This is a genomic window from Pseudooceanicola aestuarii (assembly GCF_010614805.1).
Classification (GTDB): Bacteria; Pseudomonadota; Alphaproteobacteria; order Rhodobacterales; family Rhodobacteraceae; genus Pseudooceanicola; species Pseudooceanicola aestuarii.
Map to the genome: position 1 here is coordinate 378,148 of NZ_JAAFZC010000001.1, position 23,277 is coordinate 401,424.

At 65.9% G+C, this 23,277-nt stretch carries 30 protein-coding genes; 16 read left to right on the forward strand and 14 right to left on the reverse strand.

The window, feature by feature from the left end:
- From G5A46_RS01635 to G5A46_RS01650, 4 genes are all read left to right on the forward strand, one after another.
- Positions 1-327 (forward strand): BufA1 family periplasmic bufferin-type metallophore, encoded by a 327-nt coding sequence (locus G5A46_RS01635; protein WP_163846675.1) that lies wholly within the window; start codon positions 1-3, stop codon positions 325-327.
- A gap of 119 nt (positions 328-446) precedes the next feature.
- The gene (gene bufB, locus G5A46_RS01640; protein ID WP_163846678.1) at positions 447-1,298 is read left to right on the forward strand and encodes an MNIO family bufferin maturase; all 852 of its coding nucleotides are present in this window, start codon (positions 447-449) and stop codon (positions 1,296-1,298) included.
- A complete protein-coding gene (locus G5A46_RS01645) occupies positions 1,295-2,050 on the forward strand; it encodes an HvfC/BufC N-terminal domain-containing protein (RefSeq protein WP_163846679.1) in 756 nt (251 codons plus the stop codon). Before bufB ends, G5A46_RS01645 begins: the two co-directional genes overlap by 4 nt.
- Positions 2,047-2,634: a DoxX family membrane protein gene (locus G5A46_RS01650; RefSeq protein WP_163846681.1), complete on the forward strand. Its 588-nt coding sequence runs from the start codon at positions 2,047-2,049 to the stop codon at positions 2,632-2,634. Before G5A46_RS01645 ends, G5A46_RS01650 begins: the two co-directional genes overlap by 4 nt.
- On the opposite strand, the gene G5A46_RS01655 is transcribed toward G5A46_RS01650, so the two are convergent.
- Both G5A46_RS01655 and G5A46_RS01660 read right to left on the reverse strand, forming a co-directional pair.
- Positions 2,561-2,929, reverse strand: coding sequence for a hypothetical protein (locus G5A46_RS01655; protein ID WP_163846683.1), 369 nt, complete (start codon positions 2,927-2,929; stop codon positions 2,561-2,563). The genes G5A46_RS01650 and G5A46_RS01655 overlap by 74 nt on opposite strands.
- Before the next feature lie 14 nt (positions 2,930-2,943).
- Positions 2,944-3,291, reverse strand: coding sequence for an ArsC/Spx/MgsR family protein (locus G5A46_RS01660; RefSeq protein WP_239520566.1), 348 nt, complete (start codon positions 3,289-3,291; stop codon positions 2,944-2,946).
- A gap of 173 nt (positions 3,292-3,464) precedes the next feature.
- Here G5A46_RS01660 and G5A46_RS01665 point away from each other — a divergent pair, with 173 nt between their 5' ends.
- Positions 3,465-3,671 carry a cold-shock protein gene (locus G5A46_RS01665; RefSeq protein WP_163846685.1) on the forward strand — a complete coding sequence of 69 codons (207 nt, stop codon included), beginning with the start codon at positions 3,465-3,467 and terminating at the stop codon, positions 3,669-3,671.
- 47 nt (positions 3,672-3,718) lie between these two features.
- Here G5A46_RS01665 and G5A46_RS01670 read toward each other — a convergent pair whose 3' ends face one another.
- From G5A46_RS01670 to G5A46_RS01690, 5 genes are all read right to left on the reverse strand, one after another.
- Positions 3,719-4,045, reverse strand: a complete 327-nt coding sequence (locus G5A46_RS01670; protein ID WP_239520568.1) for a hypothetical protein — start codon at positions 4,043-4,045, stop codon at positions 3,719-3,721.
- A 151-nt stretch (positions 4,046-4,196) separates the two neighbouring features.
- Positions 4,197-4,478: a hypothetical protein gene (locus tag G5A46_RS01675; protein ID WP_239520570.1), complete on the reverse strand. Its 282-nt coding sequence runs from the start codon at positions 4,476-4,478 to the stop codon at positions 4,197-4,199.
- Between the two features lie 69 nt (positions 4,479-4,547).
- A complete protein-coding gene (locus tag G5A46_RS01680; RefSeq protein WP_163846687.1) occupies positions 4,548-4,955 on the reverse strand; it encodes a DUF2177 family protein in 408 nt (135 codons plus the stop codon).
- 50 nt (positions 4,956-5,005) lie between these two features.
- Positions 5,006-5,482, reverse strand: a complete 477-nt coding sequence (locus G5A46_RS01685) for a dihydrofolate reductase (protein ID WP_163846689.1) — start codon at positions 5,480-5,482, stop codon at positions 5,006-5,008.
- Positions 5,482-6,273 carry a thymidylate synthase gene (locus tag G5A46_RS01690; protein ID WP_163846691.1) on the reverse strand — a complete coding sequence of 264 codons (792 nt, stop codon included), beginning with the start codon at positions 6,271-6,273 and terminating at the stop codon, positions 5,482-5,484. The genes G5A46_RS01685 and G5A46_RS01690 overlap by 1 nt, the downstream gene beginning before the upstream one ends.
- A 121-nt stretch (positions 6,274-6,394) precedes the next feature.
- On the opposite strand from G5A46_RS01690, the gene G5A46_RS01695 reads away from it, so the two are divergent.
- The 5 genes from G5A46_RS01695 (at position 6,395) to G5A46_RS01715 (ending at position 11,649) form a co-directional block, all read left to right on the forward strand.
- Positions 6,395-7,771 (forward strand): FAD-binding oxidoreductase, encoded by a 1,377-nt coding sequence (locus G5A46_RS01695; protein WP_163846694.1) that lies wholly within the window; start codon positions 6,395-6,397, stop codon positions 7,769-7,771.
- A 152-nt stretch (positions 7,772-7,923) separates the two neighbouring features.
- Positions 7,924-8,988, forward strand: coding sequence for a hypothetical protein (locus G5A46_RS01700; RefSeq protein WP_163846696.1), 1,065 nt, complete (start codon positions 7,924-7,926; stop codon positions 8,986-8,988).
- A gap of 1 nt (position 8,989) precedes the next feature.
- Positions 8,990-10,459 (forward strand): surface lipoprotein assembly modifier, encoded by a 1,470-nt coding sequence (locus G5A46_RS01705; protein WP_163846698.1) that lies wholly within the window; start codon positions 8,990-8,992, stop codon positions 10,457-10,459.
- Positions 10,460-10,534: 75 nt separating this feature from the next.
- Entirely contained in the window at positions 10,535-10,963 is a 429-nt protein-coding gene (locus tag G5A46_RS01710; protein WP_163846700.1) for a VOC family protein, read from the forward strand.
- Between the two features lie 56 nt (positions 10,964-11,019).
- On the forward strand, positions 11,020-11,649 hold the full coding sequence (locus G5A46_RS01715) for a DUF1194 domain-containing protein (RefSeq protein ID WP_338050033.1): 630 nt from the start codon (positions 11,020-11,022) through the stop codon (positions 11,647-11,649).
- 91 nt (positions 11,650-11,740) lie between these two features.
- Here the strand turns inward: G5A46_RS01715 and G5A46_RS01720 are convergent, their stop codons facing one another.
- The 3 genes from G5A46_RS01720 to G5A46_RS01730 form a co-directional block, all read right to left on the reverse strand.
- Positions 11,741-12,241, reverse strand: coding sequence for a MarR family winged helix-turn-helix transcriptional regulator (locus G5A46_RS01720; RefSeq protein WP_163846702.1), 501 nt, complete (start codon positions 12,239-12,241; stop codon positions 11,741-11,743).
- A gap of 90 nt (positions 12,242-12,331) precedes the next feature.
- The gene (locus tag G5A46_RS01725) at positions 12,332-12,577 is read right to left on the reverse strand and encodes an FAD assembly factor SdhE (protein ID WP_163846704.1); all 246 of its coding nucleotides are present in this window, start codon (positions 12,575-12,577) and stop codon (positions 12,332-12,334) included.
- The gene (locus G5A46_RS01730; RefSeq protein ID WP_163846706.1) at positions 12,577-12,966 is read right to left on the reverse strand and encodes a helix-turn-helix domain-containing protein; all 390 of its coding nucleotides are present in this window, start codon (positions 12,964-12,966) and stop codon (positions 12,577-12,579) included. The genes G5A46_RS01725 and G5A46_RS01730 overlap by 1 nt, the downstream gene beginning before the upstream one ends.
- 85 nt (positions 12,967-13,051) lie before the next feature.
- Between G5A46_RS01730 and G5A46_RS01735 the strand changes: the two genes are divergently transcribed.
- Both G5A46_RS01735 and G5A46_RS01740 read left to right on the forward strand, forming a co-directional pair.
- Positions 13,052-14,254, forward strand: a complete 1,203-nt coding sequence (locus tag G5A46_RS01735) for a pyridoxal phosphate-dependent aminotransferase (protein WP_163846708.1) — start codon at positions 13,052-13,054, stop codon at positions 14,252-14,254.
- Complete coding sequence (locus tag G5A46_RS01740; protein ID WP_163846710.1) at positions 14,254-14,667, forward strand: hypothetical protein; 414 nt, start codon at positions 14,254-14,256, stop codon at positions 14,665-14,667. The genes G5A46_RS01735 and G5A46_RS01740 overlap by 1 nt, the downstream gene beginning before the upstream one ends.
- A gap of 53 nt (positions 14,668-14,720) precedes the next feature.
- On the opposite strand, the gene G5A46_RS01745 is transcribed toward G5A46_RS01740, so the two are convergent.
- Positions 14,721-16,079 carry an MATE family efflux transporter gene (locus G5A46_RS01745; protein ID WP_239520576.1) on the reverse strand — a complete coding sequence of 453 codons (1,359 nt, stop codon included), beginning with the start codon at positions 16,077-16,079 and terminating at the stop codon, positions 14,721-14,723.
- Between the two features lie 222 nt (positions 16,080-16,301).
- Between G5A46_RS01745 and parE the strand changes: the two genes are divergently transcribed.
- Positions 16,302-18,260, forward strand: coding sequence for a DNA topoisomerase IV subunit B (parE, locus tag G5A46_RS01750; protein WP_163846714.1), 1,959 nt, complete (start codon positions 16,302-16,304; stop codon positions 18,258-18,260).
- A 283-nt stretch (positions 18,261-18,543) separates the two neighbouring features.
- Here parE and G5A46_RS01755 read toward each other — a convergent pair whose 3' ends face one another.
- Entirely contained in the window at positions 18,544-19,434 is an 891-nt protein-coding gene (locus G5A46_RS01755) for an alpha/beta fold hydrolase (protein WP_163846716.1), read from the reverse strand.
- A gap of 120 nt (positions 19,435-19,554) precedes the next feature.
- On the opposite strand from G5A46_RS01755, the gene G5A46_RS01760 reads away from it, so the two are divergent.
- The 3 genes from G5A46_RS01760 to G5A46_RS01770 all read left to right on the forward strand — a co-directional run bounded on the left by G5A46_RS01760 (position 19,555) and on the right by G5A46_RS01770 (position 21,650).
- A complete protein-coding gene (locus G5A46_RS01760; RefSeq protein WP_163846718.1) occupies positions 19,555-19,824 on the forward strand; it encodes a DksA/TraR family C4-type zinc finger protein in 270 nt (89 codons plus the stop codon).
- Between the two features lie 96 nt (positions 19,825-19,920).
- A complete protein-coding gene (locus G5A46_RS01765) occupies positions 19,921-20,604 on the forward strand; it encodes a DUF1007 family protein (RefSeq protein WP_163846720.1) in 684 nt (227 codons plus the stop codon).
- Positions 20,601-21,650 carry a nickel/cobalt transporter gene (locus G5A46_RS01770; protein ID WP_163846722.1) on the forward strand — a complete coding sequence of 350 codons (1,050 nt, stop codon included), beginning with the start codon at positions 20,601-20,603 and terminating at the stop codon, positions 21,648-21,650. Before G5A46_RS01765 ends, G5A46_RS01770 begins: the two co-directional genes overlap by 4 nt.
- Before the next feature lie 3 nt (positions 21,651-21,653).
- On the opposite strand, the gene G5A46_RS01775 is transcribed toward G5A46_RS01770, so the two are convergent.
- Both G5A46_RS01775 and G5A46_RS01780 read right to left on the reverse strand, forming a co-directional pair.
- Positions 21,654-22,331 (reverse strand): Hint domain-containing protein, encoded by a 678-nt coding sequence (locus G5A46_RS01775; protein WP_163846724.1) that lies wholly within the window; start codon positions 22,329-22,331, stop codon positions 21,654-21,656.
- A gap of 209 nt (positions 22,332-22,540) precedes the next feature.
- A complete protein-coding gene (locus G5A46_RS01780; protein ID WP_163846726.1) occupies positions 22,541-23,191 on the reverse strand; it encodes a sulfotransferase family 2 domain-containing protein in 651 nt (216 codons plus the stop codon).
- Positions 23,192-23,277 lie beyond the last annotated feature (86 nt).

Consider the following 23,277-nt stretch of genomic DNA (forward strand, 5'->3'; position numbering starts at 1 on the left):
ATGTCCAATTCGACCAAGACCGCCGCCATCGCGGGTGCCTTCGCCGCTGCCCTCGCCGCCCAGGTGGCCACCCCCGCCCATGCCGCAGAGAACGTGAAATGCTACGGCGTGTCGCTGGCCGGAGAGAACGATTGCGCCGCCGGGCCGGGCACGACCTGTGCCGGCACCTCCAAGGTGGATTACCAGGGCAACGCCTGGACACTCGTTCAGGACGGCACCTGCGAAAGCGACAGCCCGACCCTGGCCGACGGCACCAGCATGATGCTGCCCGACGGCAAGATGGGCAGCCTGGCCGCGCTGGAACGCGACCTGCCGATGGAGGGCTGACCGCCAGGCGGCGCGCCATTCCCCATCCGGGCGCGCCGCACCCCGGCCCCGCCGCCATCCCACGGGCGCCGGGGCCACCCCGCTCACCGCTCACCGTCCACCCTGCCGGAGGTTCCCCGATGTTCGACACGCCCCAACCCTGTCTGCCCGCCCTGCCCGGCGTCGGATACAAGGCGCAGCACTACCTGGATATCCTGTCGAATCCCGCGCCCGTCGGCTGGCTGGAAATCCACGCCGAGAACTACATGGGCGATGGCGGGCGCCCGATCGCCCAACTGCGGCACCTGGCGGAGCGGTTCCCCATTTCGGTCCATGGCGTCGGCCTGTCGATCGGCGGCGAGGCACCTCTTGATCCCGACCACCTGGCCCGACTGAAACAACTGTGCGACTGGCTGGACCCGGCCAGCTTTTCCGAACATCTGGCCTGGTCGACCCATGAGGGGGCCTTTCTGAACGATCTCCTGCCGCTGCCTTATACCGCCGCCACGCTGACCCGCGTCGCCGATCATATCGACCAGGTGCAGGAAAACCTGGGCCGCCGGATGCTGCTGGAGAACCCGTCCTCCTACCTGGCCTTCGCCGACAGCGAGATGACAGAGACCGATTTCCTGCGCGAGATCACCCGACGCACCGGCTGTGGCCTGTTGCTGGACGTGAACAACGTCTTCGTCTCGGCCACCAACCTTGGCCTGGACGCGCGCGATTACGTGGCCGATTTTCCGATGGACGCCGTGGGCGAGATCCACCTTGGCGGCCATGACGAGGATGCCGACGATGCCGGCCGCCCCCTGTTGATCGACAGCCACGGGGCAGAGGTGGCAGACCCGGTCTGGAGCCTGCTGGACCTAGTGCTGGACCAGGCCGGACCACGCCCTGTGCTGATCGAATGGGACACCGACGTGCCCAGCTGGCCGGTCCTGGCGGCAGAGGCAAGGCGCGCCGAACGTGCCCTGGCGCGGATACCCGCATGACCAGCCCGCAAGCCGCGTTCCGCACGGCCGTGCTGAACCCGCAGGCGCCAGTTCCCGAGGGGCTGACCGATGGCCAGGGTGGCAGCGCCGGTCGCCGCTTTGCCGTGTATCGCAACAATGTCGCCGTGAGCCTGACCGACGCCCTGCTGGAAGGATTTCCGGCCCTGACCGCGCTTCTGGGGCGCGACAACATGCGAACCCTGGCGGGGCGGTTCCTGCGGGATTGTCCGCCGACCACGCCGCTGATGTCGCGCTACGGCACGGACCTGCCCGAATATCTGCGCGATTTCGCGCCGCTGGCGCATGTGGGGTCGCTGCCCGACCTGGCGCGGCTGGAACTGGCGCTGCGCCAATCCTACCACGCCGCCGACCACAGCCCCGCCGATCCCGACCGGCTGGGCGCGCTGGACGGCGCCGACCTGGCACGCGCGCGGCTGCGGCTGGCGCCGTCCTTGCGGCTGATCCGGTCCGATTGGCCGGTGCATGACATCCGCCTGCACGCGCTGGACCCGGCGCATCCCGCCCCCGCACGCCAGGCCCAGGACATCGTGGTCCTGCGCCCCGCCTACGACCCTCAGCCCCGGCTGCTACCGCCCGGTGGCGGCGCCTTCCTGGCCGCTGTTCTGGACGGTGTCCCCCTTGCCACCGCGCTGGAAACCGCCATGGCCGAGGCACCGGATTTCGACCTGACCGCCCTGCTGTCCCTGCTGCTGGGCGCCGGCGCCCTGACCGATGTGGAGATCACGCCATGACCGACCCGACGCAACCGCTCTCCCGGATGGAACCGATCCTGCCCCTGCTGGCACGGTTCCTGTTTGCCGCTGTCTTGCTGCCCTATTACTGGGCCTCCGCCATGACCAAGACGGGCGCGGGGCTGCTGGGCGTCTTCTCGCCCTCGCTGGGGGCCTATGCACAGATCTTTCCCCGCCAGATGGAAGCCGCGGGCTACGATGCCAGCCAGCTGGGTCTGCTACAATGGGCGGTGGTGGTGGCCGGCACTCTGGCCGAATTCATCCTGCCCGCCCTGATCGTGCTGGGTCTGCTGACGCGGCTGTCGGCGTTGGCAATGATCGGCTTTGTCACCGTGCAGACCCTGACGGATCTGTATGGTCACGGTGGCATCGCCCACGCCGAGACGCTGGGCGCGTGGTTCGACCGGGCGCCCGACGGGCTGATCCTGGATCAACGCGGGCTGTGGTTTCTGCTGCTGATGCTGCTGGTGGTCAAGGGCGGCGGCGCCCTGTCGCTGGACGCGCTGCTGTTCAGAAATGCGGTTTCGGCTCATCCGGCTGACCGGCGGCCAGCGCCAGCAGCGCCGCGACCACGCAGAAGCTGATCGGAAAGATGGTGAACAGGCCCAGGCCATAGCCCATGTACATGCCCCCTGCACCCGCCAGCATCAGGATGCCGCCCCAAAGCGCCCGGACCTTGGCCATACCCGCACCCGCCAGCGCCAGGATCGGTGACACCACTCCGGCGGCCCGCACGAGCGGAACATTTTCAACCTGTTGAAACAGGCCGTCAACCTCGCCAACGGCATTCACCGCCTCGGTGTAGCCATAGCTGAGGAACCCGACGACCAGCCCCATCAGCCCCCCGATCACGCCCAATATCAGTGCGGCGTTGCGCATGTGCCCCTCCGTCGTCAAATGTCCGCTGATGCCGTCAGGGCGGTGCGGGTGTCGTCTGTCCACCCCAGATAGAGATCGTCGCCCCGAATGATAAGGGGGCGTTTCATCAGCTTGGGGTATTCCGCCAACAAGTCCAGCGGTGGCCGCGCGCGCTCCTCGGCGTCCAGCCCGCGCCATGTCGTCGACCGCGCATTGAGCAGCGCCGCGCCGAACCGCTTTTCCGCCCGGGCCAGCAATGCGGCCGGCACCCCCTGCGCCTGCACATCTACAAGTTCAGCGTTTTCAATCGCTTTCACGCAGGCGCGCGTCGTGTCACAGGTTTTCAGCCCGTAGACGAGAATAGGGACAGAGCCGGTGGTCATCAGATTAATCCTTTTGCACTTGGTCAGATCACTATCGGTTTTGCTTGCTTTTTACAAAAGCCCTGCAATCCTTGGCCATATGCCATGGGATTTCGGGGGGTCTCACGCCGGGACCGCTGCGGATCTTCGGCATGTCCCGCGATGCGGGTGGAACGGCAGAAGGAGACACGGGAATGCCGACGGGCACCGTCAAATGGTTCAATACGACTAAAGGCTACGGCTTCATCGCCCCCGAAGGTGGCGGCAAGGACGTTTTCGTCCACATCTCGGCTGTGGAGCGATCGGGGCTGACCGGCCTCGCCGACAATCAGAAGGTGGGCTACGAACTGGCCGAAGGGCGTGACGGCCGCGAAATGGCCAGCGATCTGACACTTCTGTAACCCACCGGCGCGGACGTTTTCGTCCCTCCGGTGTTGTCAGAATCACTTCAGGCAGGGTCTTCCGAGCGAAGGCCCTGCCAATGCTCTCCCATTGCAACGATGCAGGAGCGACCGCTGGCGTAGCTGACGACCAGCGTCCAATCGCCGTCCTCCGCTGTCCAGACCTCCATCACCTGCTCCGGCCCGCGCAGGCCCATGGCATGGCGCCGCGCCCGGTGGTGCACGGCCAGCCGCTGTTCCATTCGCGGCCGGGTGTCGCAAATGACATCGGCGATCGGCCCCGCGGCGCGGGCAGGCTGGGCAACGCACAGAAGCGGGGCGGCGATCACGGACAGGATCAGGTGATGCGGTGCAGGGATGGGGATGTGGAACACGGCGGTCCTTTCGCAGCGCCGTTCGCGACCGGCGGGACCCTCAGTGTAACAGTTTGATGACAATCCACCGAGCGGCAATTGCCTTTCAACGCGAAAACGCGCCGCGAATCCGCGACGCGCCTGATCTGTCCGCCTGTCGAAGCGCGCTAATTCAGGGCGATTTGGAGCCGTAGGTGGCGGGCGATTTGGAGCCGTCGTAGTAATAGCGCTTCGCCACGTGGCGTTTGCGTACCGGATGTCGGTTCCATTGCTGGTAGGTCGCCCCCTGATTGGGAGAGCCACAGCAGATCACGCCGTTGATTTGCACGGGTTGCAGACCATAGGGGCAATAATTCGCCGCCGCCGGATAGGGAAAAATCTTGGCGTCCATGGCGGCCGCCGGCGCGGCCAGCACCATCAGCGCGGCCGAGGCGCGGAAAAGGGATCTGAACATTCTGGTCCTCGAAGTCGCTTTGGTCATCACGCGGATGTTAGCACCCAAGTTGCCAGAGGCGAAGAATTTTCACCCCGCGCGCCCCGCCAGACGCAGCAGCGCAACACCCGCCGCCGCCGCTCCGCCGGTCAGCAGGGTGCCCCAGGTCAGGTCCAGCAGCACCAGTTTCCACGACCAGTCCCGCAGGGTGGCGAAATTTGTGAATTCATAGGTGCCATAGGCCAGCGCGCCCAGCAGCGCCCCGTTCAGGAACGCCTGCCCCACCGCGCCCTCCCGCAGCGCGGGAAGGGAGACGAACCAGACAAGCCCGCCGACGTAGAACAGGTAAAACAGCGCCGCCGGTCCCAGCCGCAGATCGTCCAGCAGGGCCTCGCCCAGATGTGCCTCGAACACTGGGCGCAGCACGGTCTTCAGCATGATCGCATCGACAGCCAGGAACAGCACGGCGGTCACGAGATAGAGGGCAACAGGGGTCATGGGCGTCTCCGGCAGTGATGCGGGGAATACGCGCCGGCCTCCACGGCGGATCAGTCTTTTCGCACCCATTCGCGCAGGGTGCAGCGCGGCGCCTCGGTCTGGATGACGCGGCTGTGGGCCACGACCCATTCAGGGCCGATCTCGGGAAAGAACGTGTCGGCATCTGGCACATCGACATCCACATCCGTCACCAGCAGCCGGTCGGCCTGCGGCAGCAACGCCTGGTAGATCCCCGCACCGCCAATGCCATAGAGACGGAAATACCCCTGGTCCCGCGCATGTTCCATCGCCGCATCCAGGTTGGCAAAGACCAGTGGCGCGCAATCGGGATCCGAGGAAATGACGATGTTCAACCGGTTCTTCAGCGGCGTGGCCGGCAGGCTGTTCCAGGTGCGCCGCCCCATGATGATCGCCCCGCCCAGCGTCTCCCTGGAAAAAGCGCGCAGATCCTCGGGCGCGTGCCAGGGGATCGTACCCTCCTTCCCTATGGCGCCGTTGCGCGATCGGGCGGCCACCAGCGCCAGCATCAGACGGCCACCGGGGCGCGGATTGCGGGATCGGGATCATATCCGATGACCTCGAAATCCTCGAACCGGAAGTCGAACAGGCTGTCCACCTGTCGCCGGATCTGCACCTGCGGCAAGGGTTTGGGCGAGCGCGACAGCTGCTCCCGCACCTGGTCCATGTGGTTTGAATAGATGTGCGCGTCGCCGATGGAATGGACAAAGGTGCCTGCCGCGTACCCCGTGACATGGGCCAGCATTTTCAGCAGCAGCGCATAGGAGGCGATGTTGAAGGGCACGCCCAGGAACATGTCGGCGCTGCGCTGGTAAAGTTGCAGGTGCATCCTGCCACCCAGGATACGCACCTGCCACAGCGTGTGGCAGGGTGGCAGCGCCATATCGGGCACGTCGGCGGGGTTCCAGGCCGATACGATCAGGCGTCGGCTGTCGGGGGTGGTGCGAATCGCCTCGACCAGATCCGCGATCTGGTCGATCTTGCCGTGCGGGCCGGGCCAGTGGCGCCACTGGTAGCCGTAAACCGGCCCCAGATCGCCGTTCTCATCGGCCCAGTCGTCCCAGATGGAAACACCGTTTTCCTTCAGGTAGCCGATGTTGGTGTCCCCGGCGAGGAACCAAAGCAATTCGTGAATGATCGATTTCAGGTGCAGTTTCTTGGTCGTGACCAGGGGAAAGCCCTGCGCCAGGTCAAACCGCATCTGCATCCCGAAAAAGGAGGTGGTGCCAGTGCCGGTGCGGTCGGTTGTGACCTCTCCGTCGCGCAGGATGGTGTTCAGGGCGTCATGATATTGCTGCATCGCAGGCTCCGGACCAGGGTTCGGCGCGGTATACGCAAGGACCGGTCGGATGGCCACCGGATCCGGCCCCTTGTGGTCGCAGCCTGCCGCGCGCTACCAGATGAGGCAAGAGGAGATCCCGATGCCCCACGACACCCTGATCCAAGAGCTGCGCAGCTGGCTGGGCGACCGGCTAAGCACCGGCCAATCCGTGCGCGACCTGCACAGCCGGGACGAAGCCTACAGCCCCGCCGCCCTGCCCGACGCCGTCGTCTTTCCCGAAACGACCGCGGAGGTCAGCCGCATCATGGCCGCCTGCCACGCCGCGCGCTGCCCCGTCGTGCCCTTTGGCGTCGGCACATCGCTGGAAGGGCACGTGGTGCCGATCCACGGCGGAATCAGCATGGATTTCAATCGCATGGACCGCGTGCTGGAAATCCATCCCGAGGACATGGACGCCGTGGTTCAGCCCGGCCTGACGCGGGAGGGGCTGAACACCGAATTGCGCGCCACCGGGCTGATGTTCACCGTCGATCCCGGAGCCAATGCCACGCTGGGCGGCATGGCCGCCACGCGCGCCTCGGGCACCAATGCGGTGCGCTACGGCACAATGCGGGAGAACGTGCTGGCCCTGGAGGTCGTGCTGGCCGACGGTACGGTGATCGAGACCGGCAGCCGCGCCCGCAAAAGCGCAGCCGGCTACGACCTGACGCATATGTTCGTCGGGTCGGAGGGGACGCTGGGCGTGATCACCCGCCTGACCGTCCGCCTGCATCCCCAACCCGAAACGATCATGGCCGCGACATGTGCCTTTGACGGGGTGGCGGGCGCGGTGGACGCGGTCATCGCCGCGATTCAGACCGGCATCCCCATGGCTCGGATCGAGCTGCTGGACGAGGTCCAGATGCAAGGGCTGAACCTCTACAACCCCGACATGTCGCTGCCGGAACTGCCGCATCTGTTTCTGGAGTTCCACGGCACTGAACGGAGCGTCGACGAACAAGTGGCCCTGTTCCGCGACATCGCCACCGATCATGGCGGGCAGGATTTCCAATGGGCTGCGCGGGCGGAGGACCGCAACCGCCTGTGGCAGGCCCGCCATCAGGCCTATTACGCGGGCCGGGCGCTGAAACCGGGATCGCAGGCGCTGGTCACCGATTGCTGTGTCCCGATCTCGGCGCTGGCCGAAAGCATCGCGGAGGCCAAGGCCGCGATCACCGCCTCCGGCCTCTGGGCGCCGATTCTGGGCCATGTGGGCGACGGCAATTTCCACCTGGTCATCCTGATTGACCCCGACAGCGCCGACGACCTGGCCTCCGCCCGCTCTCTGGCTGGTCGGATCAACGAGCTGGCCCTGCGGCTGGGGGGGACGATCACCGGCGAACACGGCATCGGCACGGGCAAGCTGGGCTACATGGCGGCCGAACATGGCCCTGCCCACCAGGTGATGGGCCGCCTGAAGGCAGCGCTGGACCCCCAGGGCATCCTGAACCCCGGCAAGGTCGTGCCACGGGGCTGATCCGCGATGGCGGCTGGCCGGCCGATAGGTGCCATTTCGTGACACCCCCCGCAGAAGCACCCGCCCGGCCATCGAAACGATTGACTATCGGCAATCTCCCGCCGATCCTGCCGGCAAGAGGGCAAAGCCCCGGAGCATATGAGGCAGTTTCAATGATTTGGCGTAGCGCAATCGTGCTTTCCGTCGCCCTGAGCCTTGCGGCCTGCGGGAACGAGACGAATCCGTTCGACACGACGGAAGCAACCGACACCACCACCGACGAGGACACCACGACCGACGACGGTCTGGACCAGATCAACGGTGACAATGTCACCCTGCCCGGCACGGCGAATCCGACGCCCGACACCGGGCTGTACCGGTACGAGGAGATGACGGAGGACGGCGACGGCTTCGCCCTGCGTCCGATGTATTCGGCCTCCTCCGACACGTTCAGCTTTGACAACCTGGCCTTCGACGGCGCCAACCTGTTCAACCGCGACGACGTGGTGCCCAGCCTTGGCCCGGCGGGGGGCAGCGGCCCTTTTGCCGTCTACGAGAACCCCGAAACCGTGACCGACCCGGTCAACGGCAAGGACATCGACCAGCTGCCCTACAAGGCGATCTACGCTGCCAGCACGTCGGGCGATACCGAGGTCGTCGTGGTGCGCACCGGCGGGTTCATCCCCTACGGCTTTGGCGGGTTCATCTACCAGCGCAACGACGGGGCCTCTGTCGTGATCCCGCAAACCGGCCAGGCCCGGTTCGAAGGCGCCTATGCCGGGTTGCGTGATTTCGACGGTCAGGGCGGTTTGGAATACACCGTGGCCAACATCACCGTCGACGTGGATTTCGAGGATTTCAATGGCGACAACGCCCAGGATGCGATTCGCGGTCGCATCTACGACCGCCACGTCTATGACACCAACGGGACCGAGGTGACGCAGGACATCCTGGATGCGCTGACGGCGCAGAACGGCGTGACCTACAACAGCCTGCCGGTCCTGTTGATGGATATCGGACCCAACACGGTGGACGTGAACGGCGAGGCCTCGGGCACGCTGCAATCCACCATCGTCACCACCAGTGGCACCGAAGTTCTGGAAAGTGGCAGCTATTATGCCGTTCTCTCGGGTGCCGCCCCGGACGAGATCACGGGCGTGGTCGTGATCGAATCCTCCGATCCTCGGGTCGACGGCATCACCGTGCGTGAAACCGGCGCCTTCATCGCCGAACGCTGAGATGACGCGCGGCGCGCATCGCGATACTGGGCGGGCGCCTGCCCGCCTGGCAGGGGTGGTGGCGGTGGCGCTGGCCCTGACCGCGCCCGCCACCGCCCAATCTGCACCCCCGACCGCACCCCAAGTCCGACACCAGTCCGCGCCCCTGCCCGATGCCGCACTGATCGCGCGAGCCGAGGCCGGGCAGGAGCTGTCCCCGCAACAGATGCGGCGGCTGGCGATCATCGCCGTGCGCACCCGGCAGCCGACGTTGGCCGACACCTTGACCCAGGCCCTGCTGGCCCGAGATCCGGCAGATGTGGATGCGCTGATCCTGCGCGCCCGCGCCCTGCGCGACCTGGGCCGGGCAGACGAATCGCTGGCCCTGTCGCGCCGCGCCTGGGCGCTGGCCGACAGCGACGCGCAATCCTATACCGCCGCGATGACCCGTGCGCAGGCCCTGTCGTCGAACGGGCGACGCACCATGGCGCAGTTCTGGCTGCGTCGCGCGATGGAGACCGCACCGGGCACCACCACCCGCAACCGCGCCCTGCGCGATTTCCGCTACCTGCGCGCCCGCAACCCCTGGGCGACAGAGCTGCGCTTTGGCGTCTCGCCCAGCAGCAATATCAACAATGGCAGCACCCATGACCGCATCACGATCGAGGGCCTGCCCTTCGAGCTGACGCTGCTGGGCTCTGCCCGTGCGCTGTCGGGTACGGAGATCGACAGCGGCCTGTCCACCCGCTACCGGCTGGCCCAGACCGGCCAGCGCGCCGACGACCTGCTGTTTCGGCTCAGCCATCGCACCTATCGTCTTTCCGAAGAAGCGCGGCAATTGGCGCCCGGCACCTCTGGCACCGATTTTTCCGAGACAACGGCATCACTTGGCTATGCACATTCGATCAAGCTGAATGACCGGGGCGAAGAGGCGACGCTGACCGCCCTGGCCGGGCGCAGCTGGTATGGCGGCGATCCCTACGGTGAATTCCTGCGCTTTCAGGCCACCCTGCGCAAACGTCCCGGCCCACGCGCGGCGGTGACAGGCGGGGCGTCGGTGGAATGGCGCGGCGGCCCGTTGGAGCCCGAGGCCGTGCGTGGCCAGGTCTCCCTGGGCTACAGCCATGCCTTGCAGGCGGGCGCGCGGCTTGGGCTCTATTCGGCCTATACGCTCAGCCAGTCCGGCGCCATCCGAGCCGATTTCCAGGAGCTGCGGGCGGGCGCCTCCCTGTCGCCAGCGCAGGCCTGGCACGGTCTGATGCCCCGGATCGCCCTGGACTGGCGGCACCGCGATTACGACCGCTACAGCCTGTCCAGCACCGGCCGCCAGGACAGCGAGATTTCGGCCACGATCGAGGTGCAGTTCTCCAACCTGGACTACATGGGGTTCAACCCCGTGCTCAGTGTGGAGACGGCGCGCACCCGCTCCAACCTGGACCTGCATGACGCGCGCCGCAGCGGCATCGGCCTGACCATCCGTTCCGCCTTCTAGGCTTTCCGCTCGACATGCCGAACGGCGGGATTAGGTTGCGCCCCAGTTCAACCGCCTGCGTGAAAAGGGGACGACATGCGCGTCAAGTATCTGCATACCATGGTCCGGGTGAAGGACCTTGAGAAATCCATGGCCTTCTACAGCCTTCTTGGCCTGAAGGAGACCCGCCGCATCGACAGTGAGCAGGGCCGGTTCAGCCTGATTTTCATGGCGCCCGAAGGCCAGGAAGAATGCCCCGTGGAACTGACCTGGAACTGGGATGGCGACGAGGCCCTGCCCGATGACAGCCGGCATTTCGGGCATCTCGCCTATGCGGTCGAAAATATCTACGAAATGTGCAAGCATCTTCAGGACAACGGTGTGACGATCAACCGTCCGCCGCGCGATGGCCACATGGCCTTTGTCCGCTCTCCCGACAATATCTCGGTGGAGCTGTTGCAGGAGGGGGAGGCCCTGCCTCCCGAAGAGCCCTGGGCGAGCATGGAAAACACCGGGCACTGGTAGGCCCGTTTCTGATCTGGCTGGCACTCGCCCCGTCGCTCGCGGCGGCGGAGTGCCGGCTGGCGCTGGCGCTGGCGGTCGATATCTCGGCCTCCGTGGATGCGGCGGAATACCGGATGCAGCGCGACGGGCTGGCTGCCGCGCTGGACCATGACGATGTCCGGCGCGCGATCCTTCAGGGCGCGCCCGGCCATGTGGCGCTGATCGTCTATGAATGGTCGGGCCGCTACCAGCAGCAGGTGGTCCTGCCCTGGGCGGTGCTGGACAGCCCCCGCAGCATCGACATCGCCGTCGCCCGGCTGGCCGCCAGCCGCCGCAGCTATGACCAGTTCCCCACCGCCATGGGGTATGCGCTGGGCTATGGCGCGGGCCTGCTGAAAAAGGGGCCGGATTGCGCGCGCAGGGTGCTCGACATCTCCGGGGACGGAGAGAACAACGAAGGGTTCCACCCCGCGGCCGCCTATCGCAACTTCCCCTTCGAGGGTGTGACGGTGAACGGCCTGGCGATCCTGGGATCGGAGGCCGGGGTGGAAGAATACTACGACCGCAACGTGCCCCACGGGCCCGGCGCCTTTGTCGCGCGGGCCGCCGGTTTCGCCGACTTCCAATCCGCGATGACCCGAAAATTATTCAGAGAGATCAATGACCTGATGATTGGAATCCAAGGCGCGGCCCCTTGGCGCGGCTAGCTGGCCGGCAGATCGACGCCACATGTCGCGGGCGGATCGAAAGGATCGGGCGAATCGCGGCCAGCCAGGCGTTCGCGACGGCTCCGCACGCTCAGTAGATATACCGGATCTGCTCGCTCCAGAAACGTTCCATCCGGCGCAGGGAGGAGGTCACCCGGTCCAGCCCGTCGATACTCATTACCTCCTTTTCCTGCATGCTCATGGCGTGGCGTTGAAACAGCTCCGCCACCTTGTCGCGAACCTCCCGACCGCGCAGGGTCAGCCGGACGCGCACGGAACGGCGGTCGATCTCGCAGCGCTGGTGGTGCATGTAACCCAGGTCCACCAGTTTCTTCAGGTTGTAGCTGACGTTGCTGCCCTGGTAATAGCCACGGCTTTTCAGCTCTCCGGCGGTGACTTCGTTATCGCCGACATTGAACAGCAACAGCGCCTGCACGGCATTGATTTCCAGCAGGCCGACCCGCTCGAACTCGTCCTTGATCACGTCCAGCAACAGCCGGTGCATCCGTTCCACCAGGGCCAGCGCATCCACGTAGCTGCCCAGGAAGCCGTTCAGCTCGCTGCCGGGGGCGAAGGAATCGTGTATGGTCATATTCGTCTCCTGCCGTCTCCCACCGGGTGGAACCTCGGGCAAAATCACGAATATTGCGTTAAAATCAGGCCGCCTTCGACGGAAACGGAATCAGGAGACCATCCGACCGATCAGCGGCGCATACTCCCCCGGCCCGGCGGCCTGGCCGCTGACCCATTGGTAAAGATCCTGATCATTCTCCGCCAGAAAGCGTTCGTAAAGGTCCAGGTCATCGGCGGACAGGCTGTCCAGGTGGCTGTCGGCGAAGCGGGTCAGGATGATGTCCATTTCCTTGATCCCGCGCCGGATGGAACGCATGTACAGCCGCTTGCGGCGAATTTCAGGGGTCTCGCTCATCAGATGCCGGGGTCCTTCAGCATGGTGCGCAGGCGCTTTTCCAACACCCCGAGACGGTCGGTCAAGGTGACCATCTGGGTGCGCAACTCACGGATTTCATTCAGGTTCGCGGTCACATCCGGGGGCAGGACCGTCTCGTCATGGGGCGGGGTCACGCCATCGCCCTCGCCGTTCAGCAGCCAGGTGAGCGACACGTTCAACAGTCCCGCCATGGTGGACAACTTGTTGGCGCGCGGCTCGCTCAGATCCTGCTCCCACGAACGCAGGGTGTTCAGCTTGATCCCCAGCCGGCGGGCCAGCTGCGTCTGGGTCATTCCGGCCGCCTCGCGGGCGGCTTCGATACGGTCACCGAAAGTGGCATTTTCGGCGGCAAACCAGTCGTCTGACATCATTCCCTCTCCGCCGATCACGCTTGATCGGCCTGTGCGCAATCCCTAAGACACCAGCAGCGCAATTACAAACCGGAGCCCCCTCATGGCCTTCCTGTCCGACACGCTGTCCCGTGTGAAACCCTCCCCCACCATCGCGGTCACCAACAAGGCGGCCGAGCTGAAGGCGGCAGGCAAGGACGTCATCGGACTGGGTGCCGGTGAACCGGACTTTGACACACCCGAGAGCATAAAGCAGGCGGCGATTGCGGCAATCGAGGACGGGAAAACGAAATACACCGCCGTGGATGGCATCCCCGAGCTGAAGGCGGCGATCTGCGCCAAGTTCAAGCGCGACAACGGGCTGGTCTACACCCCCGCGCAGGTCAATGTCGGCACGGGCGGCAAGCAGGTGCTGTACAACGCACTGATGGCCACGATGAACCCCGGTGACGAGGTCATCATCCCCGCGCCCTACTGGGTCAGCTATCCCGACATGGTGAAACTGGCCGGAGGAGAGCCGGTCGTCGTCGAGGCGACGCTGGACACCCGGTTCAAGATCACGCCCGCCCAGCTGGAGGAGGCGATTACCCCGCGCACGAAGTGGCTGATCGTCAACTCCCCTTCCAACCCGACCGGCGCAGGCTACACGCGGGACGAGCTGAAGGGCCTGACCGACGTGCTGATGCGGCATCCTCATGTCTGGGTGCTGACCGACGACATGTACGAACATCTGGCCTATGACGATTTCACCTTCTGCACCCCCGCCGAGGTGGAGCCGGGCCTGTACGATCGCACCCTGACGGTCAACGGCGTCTCCAAGGCCTATGCCATGACCGGCTGGCGCATCGGCTATGCCGCCGGACCCGAGGCGCTGATCACCGCGATGCGCAAGATCCAGTCGCAAAGCACGTCGAACCCCTGTTCCGTCAGCCAATGGGCGGCGGTGGAGGCGCTGAACGGGCCGCAGGATTTCATCGCCGAGAACAATGCCGTCTTTGTCCGGCGGCGCGATCTGGTCCTGTCCATGCTGTCCGGGATCGAGGGCATGACCTGCCCGGTGCCGGAGGGGGCATTCTATGTCTATCCCTCCATCGCCGGCCTGATCGGCAAGACCAGCGCGGCCGGGACGAAGATCACCGATGACGAGGCATTCGCCACCGCGCTGCTGGAGGAAACCGGCGTCGCCGTGGTCTTTGGCGCGGCCTTCGGACTGTCCCCGAACTTCCGCATCTCCTACGCCACCGCGGACAGCACGCTGGAAGACGCCTGCGGCCGGATTCAGGAATTTTGCGCCGGGATGCGCTGATGACGGGCGACCTGCCCTCCTATTACTTCCGCCTGCGGGAGAACGGCGCCTTCGTCTTTCGTGTGGGCGCCGAGGATCGCCAGCGGCGGTCCGAAATGGACCAGATCGCCGTGGTCAACATCCGCAATGGCGAGGTGAAGCCGCATGGCGATCGCCAACTGACCGAAGCGGACGAACAGGCCATCGCCCGCTGGATGGTAGATCGTCGCGCGACATTGGCGGCGCGGGAGATGGAGGACATCTTCCGCCTTTCGGAACAGATGGGCCTCGCCGCCCATTGGGCGCAATCGCGCGCCACCGATGCCCAGCTGGAAGAGGTCACGGACGAGCTGCTGCTGGCCATGCATGACCTGCGCTCCCTGCTGGTTCGCAAGAAGGCGGAACGGCTGATGAAGAAGACCGGGGAGACGTGAGCCGAGGGGCCGGTCGGCGCGCCGGCCCGGCCCGTCAGCCACGCACCCGCGCGTCAGCCCGTCTGCGGCTGGGCCGCCAGCTGCGGCAGCACCGTGCGCCAGAACCGGCCCATCATCAGCACCCCGGCACAGGCCAGCCCCGTGGCCAGCCCCAACCAGATACCGACGCCGCCCCAATCCAGCACGAAGCCCAACACATAGGCCACTGGACAGCCGACAACCCAGTAGGACACCGCCGCGTAGATCATCGGCAACCGCGTGTCCTGCAATCCGCGCAGCAATCCCAGGGCCATGGCCTGGGCCGCATCCACCAGCTGGAACAGCGCCGAGGCGGCCAGCAGCAGCGTACCGATGGCGATCACTTCGGCTCGCGCCGGATCTCCCGGGTCCAGGAACAGGCCGATCAGAAACGCCGGCAGCGCCAGGTAGGCCACGATGGTAAAGGCCACGACGATCCCCGACATGGTGATCGCCACCACCGCACCGCGCCGGATCTCCGCCACCGCGCCGCGCCCGTGCAACCGGCCCACGCGCACCGTCGCAGCCTGGCTGAACCCCAGGTGCACCATGAAGATCAACGATGATATCTGAAGCGCGATGCCATGCGCCGCAAGCGGCACTTCACCCAGCCAGCCCATCATGACGGAAGAGGCGGCGAACAGCCCGACCTCGGCCACCGTGGTGGTGCCGATGGGCCAACCCAGGCGGAACACCTGGCCGAAGGCCTCCCAATCGGGGCGCCACAGCCGTTGAAACAGCGCATGTTCCGGCGTCGCGATCTGGACGTAGATCACCAGGAAGATCAACGAGGCCAGGTGCATGACCAATGAGGCGATGGCCGCACCGGTGATCCCCAGCTCGGGGAAGCCCCAGGCACCGAAGATCAGCGCGTAGTTGAACAGCCCGTTGACCACCGCAGCCACCAGCATCGCCACAAGGACGACCTTGGTCCGTTCCAGTGCGGCAAGGTGGCTTTTCAGCACCATCACCGCCAGCGCCGGGAAGATGCCCCAGCCCAGGATATCCAGGTAATCCGCCGCCAGCGCCGCCAGCTCGGGCTTCTGTCCCAGCAGGATCAGCAGCGGCTCCGCGCTCAGCAGGATGGGCAGGGTCAGCACGGCATAGAGCATGGACAGCCACAGGCTCATCCGGGTGACACGCCGGGCCTGCGTGGTGTCGCCGCGCCCTTCCGCCGCCGCGACCAGCGGCGTGACGGCAAAGGCAAAGCCGGACCCGAAGATGAACAGCACGAAGAACAGCGTCCCGGCCAGGATCTCGGCCGCCAGAACGGTCACGTCGTACCAGCCCAGCATCACCGCATCGGTCAGGGTGATGGCGAATTGCGCCAATTGCCCACCCGCAAGCGGCAGGCCCAGGGCCAGGGTCGCGACGGCGTGCTGTCGATATGTCATCGGTCCGGTCATGCGCTGGCCATACGCCCCCGAACACAATCGGGCAAGACTGGCCCGGCGCCGATATCCGCAGCCGCGCTGCCGACCTTTCCGCAATGCGCCTTCCCCGTGCCGTCGGCCAGCAGCCGTGGCCCCTGCCGGGATGACGTGGCGCGGTTGGCCCTTTCAACGGGCGGCGCGGGCTGACATAATGTCCGCCACTCACATCGAACCGGGCAGATCATGGCAGACGACCTCCTCGCCGGCGCGCAGCCGGACACGTATGATGCATCCTCCATCGAAGTGCTCGAAGGGCTGGAACCCGTGCGCAAGCGGCCCGGGATGTATATCGGCGGCACCGATGAACGGGCGCTGCATCACCTCGTGGCCGAGATCCTCGACAATTCCATGGACGAGGCCGTCGCAGGCCATGCCTCCCGGATCGAGGTGGAGCTGCATGCCGACAATTCCATCACCATCCGCGACAACGGGCGCGGGATGCCCTTTGACCCGCATCCCAAGTTCCCCGGCAAATCCGCGCTGGAGGTGATCCTGTGCACCCTGCACGCGGGCGGCAAGTTCTCGGGCAAGGCCTACGAGACCTCGGGCGGTCTGCACGGGGTTGGTGCCTCGGTGGTGAACGCCCTGTCGGACAAGATGGTCGTGCAGGTCGCGCGCGACCGCAAACTGGTGGAACAGCGGTTCTCCCGAGGGATCCCGCAGGGCCCGCTTGAGGAAATCGGCGCCGCCCCGAACCGGCGCGGCACCACGACGATCTTTCATCCCGATGCGGAGATCTTCGGCTCTCACAGGTTCAAGCCGGCGCGGCTGTTCAAATCCATCCGCTCCAAGGCCTATCTCTTTTCCGGCGTCGAGATCCGCTGGAAATCCGAAATCGACGACGGCGAAACCCCGACCGAAGCGACGTTCCACTTTCCCGGCGGGTTGGCCGATTACCTGAACGAAACGCTGGCAGGCGCCACCGCCTATGCCGACAATCCCTTTGCCGGGCGGGTCGATTTTCAGGAACGGTTCGGCGTGCCGGGCCGGGTGGAATGGGCGATCAACTGGACCCCCACCCGCGACGGATTCATTCAATCCTATTGCAACACGGTCCCCACCCCCGAGGGCGGCACCCATGTCATGGGCTTCTGGGCCGCGGTGCTGAAGGGCATCCGCGCCTATGGCGAGCTGGTCAACAACCGCAAGGCCGCCCAGATCACCCGCGACGATCTGTTGACCGGCGGCGCCGCGCTGGTGTCATGCTTTATCCGCGAACCGGAGTTCGTCGGCCAGACCAAGGACCGGCTGGCCACGGTAGAAGCCGCCAAACTGGTCGAGGGCGCGGTGCGCGACCATTTCGACACCTGGCTGGCCAATGACACCAAAAGTGCCGGTGCGATCCTGGATTTCCTGGTCCTGCGCGCCGAGGAACGGCTGCGCCGCAAGCAGGAGAAGGAGACGCAGCGCAAATCCGCCACCAAGAAGCTGCGCCTGCCGGGCAAGCTGACCGATTGCACCTCCAACACCCGCGACGGCACCGAATTGTTTCTGGTGGAAGGCGACAGCGCCGGCGGATCTGCCAAGATGGCGCGCGACCGCAAGACCCAGGCTCTGCTGCCCCTGCGCGGCAAGATCCTGAACGTACTGGGGGCGGCGTCCAACAAGATCGGATCCAACCAGGAAATCGCCGACCTGTGTCAGGCCATTGGTGTCGGGCTGGGCAGCCGGTTCAACGTCGATGACCTGCGCTATGACAAGATCATCATCATGACCGACGCGGATGTCGACGGGGCGCATATCGCCTCGTTGCTGATGACCTTCTTCTTCACCCAGATGCGTCCGATGATCGACCGTGGCCACCTGTACCTGGCCTGCCCGCCGCTGTTCCGTCTGACCCAGGGCGCGAAACATGTCTACGCTCAGGACGAGGCCGAGCGCGATCGCTGGCTGGAATCGGGGCTGGGCGGGCGCGGCAAGATCGACGTCAGCCGGTTCAAGGGCCTGGGCGAAATGGATGCCAAGGATCTGAAGGTCACGACCATGGACCCCGACAGCCGCAAGCTGATCCGCGTCACCATCGACGAGGACGAGCCGGGCGAAACCGGCGACCTGGTGGAACGGCTGATGGGCAAGAAACCGGAATTGCGGTTCCAGTACATCCAGGAGAATGCCCGCTTCGTCGAGGAACTGGACGTCTGATCGAAACGGCCCTTGACCGGGCTGCGATTGGGAAAGGCCCGTGCAATCCGTCCGCCCCGGCGGCGTGTGACCCAGGTGGCGTATATTGCACGGGGTGGCGTTGACGATGCGCGCCGCCCCGGTCGCGAACATGCCGCAGCGTGTCAATGCCGCAACCAGAATCGTCCGGCCCGTGCCTGAATGTCGTCCAGGGTCGAGACAATGCAGGGGGCTCTGCCCCCTCTTGAGCCGTTGGCTCAATTCACCCCTGCGGTATTTCTGCCCGAAGGCGGTGGCCGGTTTTTCAGCCCGGCAGCCAGTCGCGCAGGATCCGGGCGATCCGCTGCGGTTGCTGGTGGATCAGCCAGTGGTCGGCGCCGGGGATCGTGACGCGGGTCAGGTCGGTGCAATAGGCCTCCAGCCCTTCGGTGGCCTCGGGGAGGAGAGCTGTGTCGGCCTCTCCCCAGATCAGCAGGTGGGGCATGGTCACCGGCAGGTGGTCCGGGCCGGGGACCGACGCGTCGGCGGTCCGGCCCGGCTCGGGCACCACGATGGGCGAGGCGCGGTACCAGTTCAGCATCCCGCGCAGCCGCCCGGGGCGCGACCATTCCGCCAGGTAGCGGGCGCGGCGCGCGCCACTCAGCCAGGACATGTCCATGGCATGCCCGAAAAGGCCCAGCAGTCGGGCGTAGCCGTCGGCGGCCAGGTGCTCCTCTGCCCCGTCGCGACGCAGGGCGTGGAAATATTGCGAGGCTGCCGCCTGTGCCCCGCCCCGGTTCAACGCCCGCTGGAACGGGCCGGGATGCACACCGTTCAGGATCACCAGCCGCGCCACCAGGTCGGGCCGCGCAATGGCCAACCCATAGGCCACCGCCGCCCCCCAATCGTGGCCCAGCACGGTCAGCGGCGCGGTTTGTGGCGCCTCGGCGTCGAGCGCGCCGATCAGGGCCGCCATGTCGGCCACCAGATGCCGGGCCTTGTAGGCCGACACCTCTTCGGGCGCGGCGCTTTGGCCATAGCCACGCTGGTCGGGGGCGATGCAGTGGAACCTGTCGGCCAGCAGCGGCGCCAGGTCGTCCCAGGCAGCCCCGTATTCCGGGAATCCGTGCAGCATCACCAGCCTCGGCAATCCTACCGCGCCCCATTCGCGCAGGTGTATCACCTGCCCGTCCAAGATCAGCTGCCGGTCGCGCATCGGCTGTTCCCCCCCGTTCATCCGCCGGCGACGGTCCCCCGCGCGGGGGCGCATGTCAACGCCGCCCTTTGCCCGACAGCCCCGTGCCCCTATCTATGTCCCCAAGCAGGGAGACGTGTCATGGCCGGAGGATGGAGCCGCGACGGCGCGGTCAGCGAACAGATTGAGGCTTCCATCGCGGAGGAACTGGCCCGGCTGAAAGCCCGCCCGACCCCGCAGGGCGCCAGCCTGACCCATTGCGCGGAATGCGATGAGCCGATCCCTGAGACCCGCCGCCAAGCGGTGCCGGGGGTAAAGCTGTGCATCGACTGCCAATCCGAACGTGACCCCCGCCGCATCGCGCGCGGCGGCTTCAACCGGCGCGGGTCCAAGGACAGCCAGCTGAAATAGCGGCGACGGCGGAACCTTGCCGGGCATCGCCCGCCCTGGGGTGGCGCGACCATCAGCCCCTTTGCCGAACCCCGCGCGGAGGCTATCAGGGGCACCATGGCATTGACCCGACGTACCCCCTTGGCTCTCCGCACCGCCTGCTGCCGCCTGCTGGCCGGCCTGGCCGCGGCCGCATTGTTTCAGGCATCCCCGCCCGCGCAGGCCCATCCTCATATCTTCATCGAGACGGCGCTGACCCTCCAGGTGGATACCGATGGGCAACTGACCGGGGTCGAGGTGTCCTGGGCCTACGACCAGATGTATTCGATGCTGGTGCTGGACGACATGGCGCTGGATCCCGAATATGATGGCGTGCTGACCGGCGCGGAGGAGGCCCGCTTGTCCGGCTTCGACCTGAACTGGATCGAAGGGTTCGAGGGCGATCTGTACCTCGCCCGGGACGGTGCCCCCGTGGCGCTGGAAGCGCCGCAGAACCGGGGGGCGCAATTCGAGGACGGGCGCGTCGTGTCGCGCCATTTCCGCGCCTTGACCACACCGGTTCCAGCGGCGGGCCTGACGGTCAAGGCCTATGACCCGTCCTTCTACACCGCCTATGACCTGGGCGGTGGCGTCACCGTCACCGGCCCTTGCCGCGCCGCGATCACCAAGCCGGTCCGGACCGATAGCTACGTCGCGCTGGCCGAGAAGATGGCAGAGCTGCCGCGCGACGCCGATGACGTGCCGCAAGTCGGCGAAACCTTCGCCGAAACGATCACCCTGACCTGCGGAGGCCGCACATGACCCTGCTTCGCCAGACCGAGGATCGCACGGCACCCCGTCCGCTGTGGTTCCGCCTTTTGCCGGTGATCCCGCTGTTGGGGGCGCTGTGGATCGCCTGGCTGCTGTGGGGCCAGGGCGGCATGGCGCGGATCTCCGTCTGGGCGGCGGAGGGCCAGCGCGATGCGCAGAACGCCATGGCCGGCACGTTGCGGGCGTTGCGCGCGGGCGATCCGGCGGCGCTGAGTGCGCTGTTGGGCCTGTGCTTTACCTATGGGTTCTTTCACGCGGCGGGGCCGGGCCATGGCAAGATCCTGATCGGCGGCTACGGGCTGGCGCGCCGGGTCAGCGCGTTGCGGCTGGCGGCGCTGGCGCTGGTCTCCAGCCTGGCGCAATCGGCCAGCGCGGTGATCCTGGTGCTGGCCGGGGTCTCGGCGCTGAATCTGTCGCGGGAGGCGCTGGTGGGCGTGACCGAGGATTGGCTGGCCCCGGCGTCCTATGGTGCGATCGCGCTGATCGGGCTTTGGCTGGCGTTTCGGGGCCTGCGGCGCCTGTGGCGCAGCCTGCGTCCGCAGGGCATGTCCCCTGGCGGTACCTCCCCTGGGGCCGGCGCCCGGGATCAAGTCCATGCGCATGACCTTGGCACCGATCCCGCTCACGGCCACACGCACGACCACGGAGAGAACGGGACCTGCGAATGCGGTCACCGGCATGGCCCCACGGTCGAAGAGGCCGAGAACCTGCGATCCTTTCGCGAGGCTGTGCTGCTGATCGGGGCGATTGCCATGCGCCCCTGTACCGGTGCGTTGTTCCTGATGGTGCTGACTTGGCGGATGGACATCCTGGGAGCGGGAATCGCGGGCACCTTTGCCATCGGGCTGGGCGTTGCGATGTTTACCGTCACGATCGCGCTGTTGTCGGTGTTCCTGCGCGCGGGAACGGCAGAGCGCCTTTCGGCCGCCCTGCCCGGAGCCCTCCGGCCCCGTCGAACACTCGCCCTGTTGGAATTGTTGGCCGGGGCGCTGATTGCCATCGCCTCCGGCCAACTTGTCCTTCAGGCGCTTGCCTGATCCTCAGCGGCGTGTGCGACGTCCGTTCAGGGTCATCGCCCACTTTTCCTCAAGCTCCCAGGCGATGTCTTCGATCAGGGCGGCAGAGGTGTCGGTGGTCAGCATACGGTATTCGGCCGTTTCTTCGCGCGTGATGCGGAACACCCGTTGCAGCATGTCCCCCACGGCGGGGCAGATGCACAGGGCGCCGTTGCTGGAGAACACGATCTCGTCCTCGTCGAAATGCAGGGTCAGCACCTCGATCGGGGCGTCGGGGGCGCGGCGCGCGATGTCGCAGGTTCCGGCCAGTGCGCTGACCTGAACCAGGACGAAGGGATCGCCCAAGGCGTTCTCTGCCGCGTCGCTTTCCACCAGCACGCCCTGGCGCGGCAGGACCAGCATTTCCTCGCGGTTGCCCAAGGCGCCGGCGGGCACGCAAAAGGGCTGGAACTGGCGCGGGCACAGCCCGTCGCCTTCCCACAGGCGGGTCCGCTTGATCGCGCGGACCTTGCGCAGGCCGTTGTCAAAGGTCAGGACCGCATCGCCTTCGCGGATGTTTTCGATCAGCTGCCAGCCGACCGAGGTGGCGACGCGGGTGCCGGCCAGAATGCCCGACACGGTGCCACCCTCCGAGGAGGTGTCCGGTGATTTCAGAAGATCCGCCAGGAAGCCCGTGTCATATGCGCCGGTCGTTTCTGCCATCCTCTTTGTAGGTCTTTGCTTGTTCATGATTTCTGCAAACATGTTCTCGTTCCCGATTAATAGCGCCGTTTTCGACTGTCTATGCAACCATTAGGGGTGTTCATTGCGACACAGCTTTGATCCGAATCTGACCCAATCGTGGCATTGTTTCCTGAACCGGCGCCAATCCGGCGTTTTGCACAGCTCGGAAGAATGGACAGAACTAATCGCTATTCCGGGGCGCTGTATTCAAATCTCGCGATATCTTCACAACACAGTTCCGATATGAAAATACGGTCGGATCTGGACAGATTGGCGCCCCCACTTGACACAGAACCGGACAGGTTGATGCGCGGCAGCGTCAGGGTGAAACCAAGATGACGCCAGAGCGGCACGGCATCCTCTTCGAATCGCTCCAACCGGATGTAAAGGCTGGATTTCTCCTCGCCTGCGCTGGTCGACAAATATGTGCGCGCCGGGTTTGCGCGTATGGATTTCGCAATTGCCGGATACCGAATGAACGCAGAAAAATCGAGCGCCTTCGACAGGTGAACGGCGGGATGATCGAACGATTGCAGACGGAGCCAATGGTAATAGCTGGAAAGCCGATCCCAAGGATTGCGCACCAGGGTAAAAATGAACAGGCTGTCCGTTTCCTGTGCGTCAACGAGGCCCTCCAGGTCTGCCAGGGTGGAATGCTTCCACAAACGGCCGCGCGTTTGGGCATCTTGCAACTTCCGGCGGCGCCTTTTCGCCTTTGGCGTGTCTCCCAGCATCAGGTCATCGCGCATTGCGCGACTTTCCAGAGCCAGCGCCATGGAGGTTCCGCCGGTCTTGGGGATGTGGATGAACAGAAAATTGCGGCCGCGCGACAGGATCATGGCGCCACGTTAAGTCATCGTGTCCACCATAGGCACCCCCCGCCACGCGAAACCGTTCCCAGCCCCCCGTTCCTGCGCTATCCCGG